This is a genomic window from Enterobacter roggenkampii (assembly GCF_001729805.1).
GTDB lineage: Bacteria > Pseudomonadota > Gammaproteobacteria > Enterobacterales > Enterobacteriaceae > Enterobacter > Enterobacter roggenkampii.
This window is the reverse complement of the sequence record NZ_CP017184.1, coordinates 2,899,463-2,910,090: the sequence shown is the minus strand read 5'-3', so window position 1 is coordinate 2,910,090 and position 10,628 is coordinate 2,899,463. Positions and strand designations below refer to the sequence as shown.

Here is a 10,628-nt window from a genome sequence, read left to right as displayed (position 1 = left end):
GACCGCGTAAAAAACCATCCAGGGGAAAGTCATGGCTATACAGGGCATTGAAGGGGTAATCAGTCAGCTGCAGGCAACGGCGATGACGGCCCGTAATCAGAATGTGGCAGATCAGCAGCCGAGCATCAGCTTTGCAGGGCAACTGCATGCCGCTCTTGACCGTATCAGTGATACCCAGACCGCAGCGCGCACGCAGGCTGAGAAGTTCACCCTCGGCGAGCCGGGCGTGGCGCTGAATGATGTGATGACCGATTTGCAAAAAGCCTCGGTTTCCCTGCAGATGGGGATCCAGGTGCGTAACAAGCTGGTGTCGGCTTATCAAGAGGTCATGGGGATGCAGGTCTAAGACCTGTCGATCTTCGCTGGCAGCCGCAGCGCTTTAATGCCACAATATTTTTTTCTTCGAATGCAGGAAAGATGATGAAAAAAATAGCAATTGCTGGCGCGCTGCTGGCACTGACCGGGTGCGTTCAGGTCGATAATTATAAAGAGGTGATCAAGCATCCTGTCCCGGCGCATCTGGCGGGATACTGGCAGTCAAAAGGGCCGCAGAGCAAAATGGTCAGCCCTGAAGCGATTGCCACGCTGGTGGTGACGGAAGAGGGCGATACGCTGGACTGCCGTCAGTGGCAGCGCGTGATTGCCGTGCCGGGTAAAATCATGCTGCGTTCAGACAGTTATTACAACGTGACGCGCAAGCTGGATATTTATCCGCTGGAGCGCGATGGCTCGACGCTTGAGTACGACGGGCTGGAGCTGCAGAAGGTCGATCGCCCAACGGTTGAGTGTGCCGATTACCTGAGCAAGCATCCGCTGGAGAGTAAACTACCGTAGCCGTTTGTTGCCGGGTGGCGCTGACGCTTACCCGGCCTACAAAAGTGCCTTCCCGTAGGCCGGGTAAGGCGAAGCCGCCACCCGGCATTGTTTCTACAGCGCATCCTCAATTACCCACACGCTCACGCTTCCGCCTTTGCAGGTAAACGTCCCTTCGCCATCTGCCGCCGTGGTGACCGTTTCTTCGCGATTGCCGAGAAAATCACGCCACGTTTTGTTGCCGTAGTTTTCCCCCAGGCAAATTACCTTCTCGCCGTCGTCCCCGTTCGACATCACCACCACGCAGCCGGGATCGTCTTCCGTGCCGCTGCGGCTGAAGGCGATGCAGTTAGGATGGTCAAAAAAGAGCGTCTGCACGCCGTGGGCAAAACGCTGGCGCGCGAGGATCAGCTCGTGGAGCTGCTCAATGACCGGCATATCAATATGGTACGTCTCTCCATCTCCACCCGTATCGTCATAGCTGGCGCCAAAGAGGTCAGGGTAAAAGACGCTCGGCACGCCATTTTCCCGCAGCAGGATCAGCGCATACGCCAGCGGTTTAAACCAGGCTTCGACCGGGGCTTCCAGCGCCTGCAAAGGCTGGGTGTCATGGTTTGCGACGAGGGTGACCGCATGAAACGGATCGGCTTCCACCAGCGTGCCGGTAAAGATTTGGCTCATGTCGTAATCCCGGCCCTGACGTGACGCCTCGTGGAATTTCATCTGCAGGGGGGCATCAAACAGCATGGTTTTGCCTTCGACCTGGTCGATATAGGCCTGAAGTTTATCCACCTCGTGAGACCAGTATTCCGCCACGATAAACAGCGGCTGGTCGGCGACCTCCTGGACGTGCTCAATCCACTCTTTGTAGAACCAGGCGGGAATATGCTTGACGGCGTCCAGACGAAAACCGTCGCAGCGCGTCTGTTCCATGACCCAGCGGGCCCAGTATTTGATCTCCTCGGTGACGGCGTGATTGCGAAAGTCGATATTTTCACCCATCAGATAGTCGAAGTTACCCATCTCATCATCAACCTGATCGTTCCAGCCTTCGCCGGTGTAGTCGTTGACGATTTTAAAAATGCCGTCTTCATCGGGGTTTTCAATGTGGTCGACGCCGCTGAAGCATTTGTAGTCCCAGATAAACTGGGAATATTGCCCGGCGCGGGCAGGGAAGGTGTAGCGGGTCCAGGCTTCGCACTCGATGACCTCATCGTCGATCTGCGTGCGATCCTGCTCGTTCACGCGCTGAACGCGCACAGACTCTTTCTCATCTGCCCCCATTTTGTGGTTGACCACTACGTCCAGCAGCACGGCAATGTCGTTGCGCTTGAGGGCGTCGATGGCTTCCAGCAGCTGCGCTTTGTCACCGTATTTCGTGGCGATACTGCCTTTCTGGTCAAACTCGCCCAGATCGAACAGGTCATAGGAGTCATAGCCGACAGAATATCCGCCTGACGCGCCTTTATAGGCGGGCGGGAGCCAGATCATGTTAATGCCGATTTCGTTAAGATTGGGGGCTAACGCCGTGACCTCTCGCCACAATTCACCGCCAGCAGGGTAGTACCAGTGAAAACATTGTAACAGGGTGGGGTTTTTCATCATCCTTGCTCCAGAAGCCATTGGCAGACTTCTGGAGTATGGATGAAGAAATCATAGTTGTGTGTCGCGGGTAAAACTTTCTGGGTAAAGAATATTCCCTGACAGCTTTCCATAGGTAGACGTGATGGATTGCTGTTTGCCGGTTTGATCGATCAGATTGCGCAGTTCGTCCATTCGGACTTTCAGCAGCGCTTTTAGCGCATTCTCATTTTCAAGGATCATTTCCAGCAGCGCACGCGCTTGCTCAACCTGAGCCGGAGGGCATGACATAATGGGTGTTTGAGAAATCCTCTCCACCAGTTGTACATAATGCATTTCCTGCTCGATAAGCGCATCCCATTGACCAGAATGTGCGAGATTTAGCATAGCAATGCTCTGAGCATGTAACGCCTGCCAGTGGCTAAGCGCTGCGCTGGGATTATTCATCAAAATTATCCTGAAATAGAGGACGCATTGGGGCCGATTTGCTTCCACGCATCCGCAATGTTGTTTAATAAACCCTCGACTTCAACAATTGCGTCTACGTCATTACTGACATTCGCCAGTAACAAACGTCGAACCATATATTCGTACAAGGAGGCAAGGTTACCGGACAACTCGCTCTCAACCTCCATGTTCAGTCCTGCTTTTAAACCGTTGTCGATGATGTTGATGGCTTTGGATAACGCTTCGCCTTTTTCACGAATTTGTCCGGCTTCCAGGAACAAACGCGCGCGGACAAGGGCGCTATGCGCCCCGTCGAACAACATGACAATCAGCTGGTGTGGACTGGCATTCATCACTGCGCTTTCGACTCCTATCTGCTGATAGGATTGAACACCAGAGGTGTTATACATATCCACTCCTCAATGCGACGACTATTTCTGTGAGAACTGTTGGGTCAGGTAGTTGGCTGTATTGGTCATTTTGGTGACTAATACGTCCAGGCTGGTGAACTGGGTTTTGTAACGCGCCATGGTGGCTTCAATTTGGGCATCCATGGCATCGTAACGTTCACCCAGAGTTTTCAGCGTTTTGTTGATCCCGTCTTTCGCGTTCTGGATCACACCGGCGCTGCCGGTACTGGTGCTGAGCATGGAGGTCAGCGTGTTATTCATCTGGGTCGCCATGCCGGTTTTCTTCCCGTCACCGACAAAATACTGCTGTACGGCGTTCGGGTTTTCGGTCAGCGCTTTTTTCAGCTTGTCGGTATCGACCTTCAGGTTACCGACGGTACCGTCTGCGCCTTTTACCGGGTCCTGGGTAATCCCCAGTTGGGCCATGATTTGAACAGAGCCGGCCTGCACTTCGGTCAGCAGACCGCGCAGCTGAGACTGGATCCCACGCACGTTCGCATCACCGACCAGCGCGCCGTTGCTGGTAGACTGGCTGCCAGAGCCTGCATCGACCGGCACATATTTTGTGAGGCTGTTAATGGTGGACTGCAGCGAGTTGTACGCCGTGACCCAGTCCGTAATCGCCTTCTGGTTAGCATCCGTTGCGCGAGTCACCTCTAGTGTTTCATCTGCCTTGCTTTCTGCTTTCAGCGAGAAAGTCACGCCAGGCAGCGCATCGGTAATGGTATTCGACTGGCGCTCGATAGAGATGTTGTTCACCACCACAATCGCGTTCTGCGCGTCGGTGTTCACCGTCAGCGCGCCCGTTTTGGTGGTTGAATCGTAGCCAATTGCGCTTTGCAGCTTGGCGTCGCCGGTGACGCTGACGGTCATCGCACCATCGGTACCGGTGGTTTTTGATGACAGCATCAGGCGGTAATCACCGTCTTTCGCTTTAATAACGCTGGCGGTGACGTTGCCGTTCGCTTTGTTAATGGCGCTCGCGATCCCGGCCAGCGACGTATCACCATCGGCCAGTGTGACCTCTAAAGGCGTTTTCGTGCCCGGCTGGGTGATGGTGATTTTACGGGTCGTACCTGTCGTATCGCCTAACAAATCCGTGTTGTTTGCATAGGAGCCGGTTGTGAGCGCCTGTGCCTTTGCAACCTGGTTGACGTTAACCACAAAGGAACCCACGGAGGCGTCAGCCGTCGTCGTGGCGGTAAAGGCCGTGTTGGTGCTGCTCACGGACGTTGAGTTCCAGGTGGTGGCTTTACCCAGTGCAGCGGTGGCAGTCTGCAGCGATGTCATGGCGCTCTGCAGCTTGCCGTAAGCGCTTAACTGTGCGTTATACGTTGATTGCTGGGAAGTAATCGTCGTCAGCTTGGTTTTCTCTGCCGCTTCCAACTGATTATATAAATCCCCGAGTCCTGCAGAACCTATCCCGAGGTTACTGATAGTAGCCATGCATATTTTCCTTAAAATACGAAAGTAGTTCAGGACTCTTATCGGCCTCTTAACGCAAAAGTTTACGATGGTGAGAAAAAAATAATCCAAAGAATAGGCACGTCCTGGCGGGGTTAATGAAAGGATTGCACTTTAGGATCATTATCCACGCATTTAAAACATGAATAAGTGTGTGCCCTTTTGGTCATCTCTTTGCGCGTTAAAAAAGCGTAAATAATAACGCTTTGGCAAACCTTAATTGATTTTTTAAAAATAAATCTGTTAGTAATCAGTTGGTTGTAATTTTTTCAAAATTGATTCTAAAGTCTTTTGGGGACCCGTCGATAACCTTGTTGACGGTGAGAGACGCTGTGAGTGTTAGGCACCGGACCTAAAACCCAATTTTTGAAGGAAAGAAAATTATGGCAGTTATCAATACTAACCTGTTGTCCCTGACCACTCAGAACAACCTGAACAAATCTCAGTCTTCTCTGGGCACTGCTATTGAGCGTCTGTCTTCAGGTCTGCGTATCAACAGCGCGAAAGACGATGCCGCTGGCCAGGCGATTGCAAACCGCATGACCTCCCAGATCAAGGGGATGAATCAGGCAGCACGTAACGCCAACGACGGTATCTCCATGGCGCAGACTGCTGAAGGCTCCCTGAACGAAATCAACAACAACCTGCAGCGCGTTCGTGAACTGGCTGTTCAGGCAAGCAACGGCACCAACAGCACCTCTGACCTGGCTTCTCTGCAGGATGAAGTAACCGCTCGTCTGGCTGAAATCAACCGCGTTGCGGGCAAAACTGACTTCAACGGCATCAAACTGCTGGATGGTTCTGCTGGTGCAGCTGGCGTAGTTAAAATTCAGGTTGGCGTTAACGACGGCGACACCATCGATCTGGACCTGAGCGGTGCTAAAGCTGACACCACCACCCTGGGCGTGAACGCTATCGACCTGAAAAGCGTACAACCTACCGACCTGGCAACTATCGACGCAGCTATCGCTAAAGTTGATAAAGCACGTTCAGGCCTGGGTGCTGTGCAGAACCGCTTCACTTCTGCCATCAACAACCTGAACAACACCTCTAACAACCTGTCTGCTGCTCAGTCCCGTATCCAGGACGCTGACTACGCAACTGAAGTTTCCAACATGTCCCGCGCGCAGATCCTGCAGCAGGCTGGTACTTCTGTTCTGTCTCAGGCAAACCAGGTTCCACAGACCGTTCTGTCTCTGCTGCGTTAATTTTACGCGTGAAACCCCGCTTCGGCGGGGTTTTTTTATCTCTGCTATTTGAGAATCCGCCTGTGAAACAAATCAGTGTCACTCAACCAAAGCTGGTCGCAGATTTTTCATGTGTCGGTGGGGAATGCCGTGAACATTGTTGTCAGGGCTGGACCATCGCGTTTGATAAATCCTCCGTTAACCGCTATCTGAACAGTAAAAATGCCGCCATTCGTCAGACCGCAAAAACGGCGATAAAAGTCACCAAAAAAAACTATGACCACTGGGGTGAAGTGATTTTCCATACGGAAAGTAAAAACTGCCCGTTTATGGATACGGAAAAACTCTGTTCTGTTCATGGCGCCATGGGCGTCCAGGCCTTAAGCCCAACCTGTTCGACATTTCCACGGACAAGCCGGGTCTATAAAAATGAAATCGAAAAATCGCTGAACCTCTCGTGTCCGGAAGTGACCCGACTTCTGTTGAACGATCGGGAGTCTATGTCGATGATGGAATCGGTTATTGTCCAGCAGGACGTCAATAACGCGCCAATGATTGATTTGAAGGCCAAGGTCATCAATCTCTTCTGCCAGAATATATTCAGCGTTGAAGGTGTTAGCGTTGAAGAACAGGTTTACGCCGTGGTGAAATTCCTCATGGTGGCTGAAAAGCTCGATAATCTCGAAGAGAATATCGGCACGCTCGAAACGGTCTATTTCTCGCTGGTTAACGAGCTGGTGAGCGGTAAAATCAAGACGGAGCTTGGCGGGTTTAATCAGAACTACAGCCTGAAATTCGCGCTAATTTCGCTCATCCAGAGCTATTTTACGAAGAAAGCGACAGCCCGCGGCGGTGCGGTATTAAATCGTTATTTTACCCAGCTTTATCAACAGTTTGAGTCTACTGGTGACACCGTTCCGGCAGAGAAGGTCATGGAAAACATCGAGTCCGTCTGGCGCGATGTGGCAAGCGGTTACCTGGCGACCAATGACCATTTATTTAAGAACTTTTTTAAATACAAACTCTGGGAGCAGGCCTTTCCGCAGAACAATGGCCGCAGCATGTTGAATAACCTTTATTTAATCGTCGCGGAGTTCTATTTCCTTAAAACGTTACTTGCCGGTCAGGCACTCGTGGCGGGAAAAATTGAACAAGATAATATTATTGATGTTATTTACAGCTTCCACTCCCTTAGCCAGCATAATCAGGAAGCGGGAAAGCTCTTTCATCAACATATAGATAGCGTCAAACTCGGCGACGATCTTTCATTGTTACAACTGTTAATTTAGGCAGAAAAGTTGCCCCTGTTGTGGGCAACCTCAGAATAACCTCACTTTATCCCCCTTTTTCATCCAATTGAACGCCCTGCAGAATCGGATAATCATGCCGATAACTCAACTAACGCAGGGCTGTTTATCGTGAATTCACTCTATACCGCTGAAGGTGTAATGGATAAACACTCGCTGTGGCAGCGTTATGTCCCGCTGGTGCGTCACGAAGCATTGCGCCTCCAGGTGCGCTTGCCGGCGAGCGTGGAACTCGACGATCTGCTACAGGCGGGCGGTATCGGGTTATTGAATGCAGTTGACCGATACGACGCTCTGCAAGGAACGGCATTTACGACTTACGCAGTTCAGCGTATTCGTGGTGCGATGCTGGACGAGCTGCGCAGCCGTGACTGGGTACCGCGCAGTGTTCGCCGCAACGCACGCGAAGTGGCGCATGCGATGGGGCAGCTGGAACAGGAACTGGGACGCAACGCAACGGAAACCGAAGTGGCGGATCGTCTTGGCATTGCTGTTGAAGAGTATCGTCAGATGTTGCTCGATACCAATAATAGCCAACTCTTTTCTTATGACGAGTGGCGAGAAGAGCATGGCGATAGCATCGAGCTGGTGACGGATGAGCACCAGCAAGAAAACCCGTTACACCATTTAATGGAAGGGAATTTACGCCAGCGCGTCATGGAAGCTATTGAAGCTCTGCCTGAACGCGAACAGCTGGTATTGACCCTTTATTACCAGGAAGAGCTTAACCTCAAAGAGATTGGCGCTGTTCTGGAGGTGGGAGAGTCGCGGGTGAGCCAGCTGCACAGCCAGGCCATTAAACGCTTACGAACCAAGCTGGGTAAGTTATAGGTGATTGATTCACCTTAAAAATGCCGCACAACGTATTGACAACCAGGAGTTATCATGACGGTGCAGCAATCTAAAAGACGGCCTTTAAGCCGCTACCTGAAAGACTTTAAACACAGCCAGACGCATTGCGCCCACTGTAACAAGTTACTCGATCGTATCACGCTGGTTCGCCGCGGCGAAATCGTCAATAAGATCGCGATTTCGCGCCTCGACACGTTGATGGACGAAGCAGCATGGCTCGAAGAGCAAAAAGAGTGGGTGGCGCTTTGCCGTTTCTGTGGCGATCTCCACTGCAAAGAGCAAAGCGACTTCTTCGACATTATCGGCTTCAAGCAGTTCCTGTTTGAACAAACGGAGATGAGCCACGGCACCGTTCGCGAATACGTAGTTCGCCTGCGCCGCCTCGGGCAGCATCTGACCGTGAACAACATTTCCCGCGATCTGCTCAAAACCGGTTATCTCGACGAGAACCTGGAGCCGTGGCTGCCTGCGACCAGCACCAACAACTACCGGATTGCGCTGCGCAAGTACGCACAATATAAGGTACAAATGCCGGGTGCCATAAAGCAGAAAGCCCACGCCGGAACAACTTCTGATATATATTAAAAAAGAATAAGATGTAGCGCAGTCGCCTTTGACGTTGCAGGCGATTTCTCTACACTACGTAAAAATTCCACTATATCGGGGTATTTATGAAATTTGCACTTCTGGGTCGTCAGGCGCTGATGGGTGTTATGGCCGTTGCGCTGGTTGCGGGCATGAGCGTGAAAACGTTCGCCGCAGAAAACCTGCTGAATAAAGTAAAAGAGCGCGGTACGCTGCTGGTCGGGCTGGAAGGTACCTATCCTCCGTTCAGCTTCCAGGGCGATGACGGTAAGCTGACCGGTTTTGAAGTGGAGTTTGCTGAAGAGCTGGCGAAACACCTCGGCGTGAAAGCGTCCCTGAAACCGACCAAATGGGACGGTATGCTGGCGTCGCTGGATTCGAAACGCATTGACGTGGTCATCAACCAGGTCACCATCTCTGACGAGCGTAAGAAGAAGTATGACTTCTCCACCCCGTATACCGTGTCCGGTATTCAGGCGCTGGTGAAGAAAGGCAACGAAGGCACCATCAAAACGGCCGCGGACCTGAAAGGGAAGAAAGTCGGTGTCGGTCTGGGAACCAACTACGAAGAGTGGCTGCGCCAGAACGTTCAGGGCGTGGATATCCGCACCTATGATGATGACCCGACGAAATACCAGGATCTGCGCGTGGGCCGCACCGACGCCATTCTGGTTGACCGCCTGGCAGCACTGGATCTGGTGAAGAAAACCAACAACACCCTGGCGGTAGCGGGTGATGCGTTCTCTCGTCAGGAATCCGGCGTGGCCGTTCGTAAAGGTAACGAAGACCTGGTGAAAGCGATTGATTCCGCGATTGCTGACATGCAAAAAGACGGTAGCCTGAAGGCGCTTTCCGAGAAGTGGTTCGGGGCAGACGTCACGAAATAAGTTTCTGACGTAAAAAAAGGCGCTTTTAAAAGCGCCTTTTTTATTTCTTACGCGTCTGCGTGCATAATGAAAAATATCACATTTTGTCTGAGTTACCGGAGCATCCATGTCACTACAGAATTTAACGCGCTTTCCCCGCCTGGAGTTCATCGGCGCGCCGACGCCGCTGGAGTATCTCCCGCGATTTTCTGATTATTTAGGGCGCGATATTTTTATTAAGCGTGATGACGTGACGCCCATGGCGATGGGGGGCAACAAGCTGCGCAAGCTGGAGTTTCTGGCGGCGGACGCCCTGCGCGAAGGCGCGGATACGCTCATCACTGCCGGGGCCATCCAGTCCAACCACGTTCGCCAGACGGCGGCCGTGGCGGCAAAACTTGGGCTTCACTGCGTGGCATTGCTGGAAAACCCGATTGGCACGCGGGCTGAAAACTATCTCACCAACGGTAACCGCCTGCTGTTAGACCTGTTTAACGTGCAGGTTGAGATGGTTGACGCGCTGACCGACCCGACCGCCCAGCTCGATGAGCTGGCGACGCGTCTGGAAGCGCAGGGTTTTCGCCCCTACGTTATTCCCGTCGGCGGGTCGAATGCGCTGGGCGCGCTGGGGTACGTGGAAAGTGCGCTGGAAATCGCGCAGCAGTGCGAGGGGGCGGTGAGTCTCTCCTCCGTCGTGGTCGCGTCCGGCAGTGCGGGCACCCATGCCGGGCTGGCGGTGGGGCTGGAGCAACTGCTTCCGGAGGTCGAACTGATTGGCGTGACGGTGTCCCGCAGCGTGGCGGATCAGAAGCCGAAAGTGGTTACGCTACAGCAGGCGGTCGCAGAGCAGCTGGAGCTGAAGGCCACGGCCGATATTCTGCTCTGGGATGACTATTTTGCGCCGGGTTACGGCACGCCGAACGAAGAGGGAATGGAAGCGGTGAAACTGCTGGCGCGCCTCGAGGGCATACTGCTCGACCCGGTCTATACCGGCAAAGCGATGGCCGGACTGATCGACGGCATTGCGCAAAAACGCTTTAAGGATGAAGGGCCGATTTTATTTGTCCATACCGGCGGAGCGCCTGCGCTGTTTGCCTACCATCCTCATGTCTAAAA

General features: G+C 52.8%; 12 protein-coding genes. 8 read left to right on the top strand and 4 right to left on the bottom strand.

Annotated features, from left to right (window positions below; genetic code table 11):
- Window positions 1–31: 31 nt before the first annotated feature.
- Both fliE and yedD read left to right on the top strand, forming a co-directional pair.
- Window positions 32–346: a flagellar hook-basal body complex protein FliE gene (gene fliE / locus BFV67_RS13715; protein WP_008500329.1), complete on the top strand. Its 315-nt coding sequence runs from the start codon at window positions 32–34 to the stop codon at window positions 344–346.
- 74 nt (window positions 347–420) lie between these two features.
- On the top strand, window positions 421–834 hold the full coding sequence (yedD, locus tag BFV67_RS13710; RefSeq protein ID WP_023293875.1) for a lipoprotein YedD: 414 nt from the start codon (window positions 421–423) through the stop codon (window positions 832–834).
- Between the two features lie 93 nt (window positions 835–927).
- Here yedD and amyA read toward each other — a convergent pair whose 3' ends face one another.
- From amyA to fliD, 4 genes are read right to left on the bottom strand one after another with little or no spacing between them, the layout of a single operon-like run.
- The gene (amyA, locus tag BFV67_RS13705; protein ID WP_069598959.1) at window positions 928–2,415 is read right to left on the bottom strand and encodes an alpha-amylase; all 1,488 of its coding nucleotides are present in this window, start codon (window positions 2,413–2,415) and stop codon (window positions 928–930) included.
- A gap of 51 nt (window positions 2,416–2,466) precedes the next feature.
- The gene (fliT, locus tag BFV67_RS13700; RefSeq protein WP_008500332.1) at window positions 2,467–2,841 is read right to left on the bottom strand and encodes a flagella biosynthesis regulatory protein FliT; all 375 of its coding nucleotides are present in this window, start codon (window positions 2,839–2,841) and stop codon (window positions 2,467–2,469) included.
- Window positions 2,842–2,846: 5 nt separating this feature from the next.
- Window positions 2,847–3,251, bottom strand: coding sequence for a flagellar export chaperone FliS (gene fliS / locus BFV67_RS13695; protein WP_025912252.1), 405 nt, complete (start codon window positions 3,249–3,251; stop codon window positions 2,847–2,849).
- 21 nt (window positions 3,252–3,272) lie between these two features.
- On the bottom strand, window positions 3,273–4,697 hold the full coding sequence (gene fliD, locus BFV67_RS13690) for a flagellar filament capping protein FliD (RefSeq protein ID WP_025912253.1): 1,425 nt from the start codon (window positions 4,695–4,697) through the stop codon (window positions 3,273–3,275).
- Between the two features lie 401 nt (window positions 4,698–5,098).
- On the opposite strand from fliD, the gene BFV67_RS13685 reads away from it, so the two are divergent.
- The 6 genes from BFV67_RS13685 (at window position 5,099) to dcyD (ending at window position 10,626) form a co-directional block, all read left to right on the top strand.
- Window positions 5,099–5,923, top strand: coding sequence for a flagellin N-terminal helical domain-containing protein (locus tag BFV67_RS13685; protein ID WP_045407404.1), 825 nt, complete (start codon window positions 5,099–5,101; stop codon window positions 5,921–5,923).
- Between the two features lie 62 nt (window positions 5,924–5,985).
- Entirely contained in the window at window positions 5,986–7,191 is a 1,206-nt protein-coding gene (gene fliB / locus BFV67_RS13680; RefSeq protein ID WP_065102284.1) for a flagellin lysine-N-methylase, read from the top strand.
- Window positions 7,192–7,320: 129 nt separating this feature from the next.
- Complete coding sequence (locus BFV67_RS13675) at window positions 7,321–8,040, top strand: RNA polymerase sigma factor FliA (RefSeq protein WP_008500338.1); 720 nt, start codon at window positions 7,321–7,323, stop codon at window positions 8,038–8,040.
- 54 nt (window positions 8,041–8,094) lie between these two features.
- The gene (gene fliZ / locus BFV67_RS13670) at window positions 8,095–8,646 is read left to right on the top strand and encodes a flagella biosynthesis regulatory protein FliZ (protein WP_008500339.1); all 552 of its coding nucleotides are present in this window, start codon (window positions 8,095–8,097) and stop codon (window positions 8,644–8,646) included.
- 86 nt (window positions 8,647–8,732) lie between these two features.
- Window positions 8,733–9,533 (top strand): cystine ABC transporter substrate-binding protein, encoded by an 801-nt coding sequence (gene tcyJ / locus BFV67_RS13665; RefSeq protein ID WP_021240470.1) that lies wholly within the window; start codon window positions 8,733–8,735, stop codon window positions 9,531–9,533.
- A gap of 106 nt (window positions 9,534–9,639) precedes the next feature.
- Window positions 9,640–10,626: a D-cysteine desulfhydrase gene (dcyD, locus tag BFV67_RS13660; RefSeq protein WP_021240469.1), complete on the top strand. Its 987-nt coding sequence runs from the start codon at window positions 9,640–9,642 to the stop codon at window positions 10,624–10,626.
- Window positions 10,627–10,628: the final 2 nt, after the last annotated feature.

Excerpts from the sequence above, each read along its gene's own strand:
- fliE (WP_008500329.1), top strand. The coding sequence starts at position 32 with ATGGCTATACAGGGCATTGAAGGGGTAATCAGTCAGCTGCAGGCAACG.
- yedD (WP_023293875.1), top strand. The coding sequence starts at position 421 with ATGAAAAAAATAGCAATTGCTGGCGCGCTGCTGGCACTGACCGGGTGC.
- amyA (WP_069598959.1), bottom strand. The coding sequence starts at position 2,415 with ATGAAAAACCCCACCCTGTTACAATGTTTTCACTGGTACTACCCTGCT.
- fliT (WP_008500332.1), bottom strand. The coding sequence starts at position 2,841 with ATGAATAATCCCAGCGCAGCGCTTAGCCACTGGCAGGCGTTACATGCT.
- fliS (WP_025912252.1), bottom strand. The coding sequence starts at position 3,251 with ATGTATAACACCTCTGGTGTTCAATCCTATCAGCAGATAGGAGTCGAA.
- fliD (WP_025912253.1), bottom strand. The coding sequence starts at position 4,697 with ATGGCTACTATCAGTAACCTCGGGATAGGTTCTGCAGGACTCGGGGAT.
- BFV67_RS13685 (WP_045407404.1), top strand. The coding sequence starts at position 5,099 with ATGGCAGTTATCAATACTAACCTGTTGTCCCTGACCACTCAGAACAAC.
- fliZ (WP_008500339.1), top strand. The coding sequence starts at position 8,095 with ATGACGGTGCAGCAATCTAAAAGACGGCCTTTAAGCCGCTACCTGAAA.
- tcyJ (WP_021240470.1), top strand. The coding sequence starts at position 8,733 with ATGAAATTTGCACTTCTGGGTCGTCAGGCGCTGATGGGTGTTATGGCC.
- dcyD (WP_021240469.1), top strand. The coding sequence starts at position 9,640 with ATGTCACTACAGAATTTAACGCGCTTTCCCCGCCTGGAGTTCATCGGC.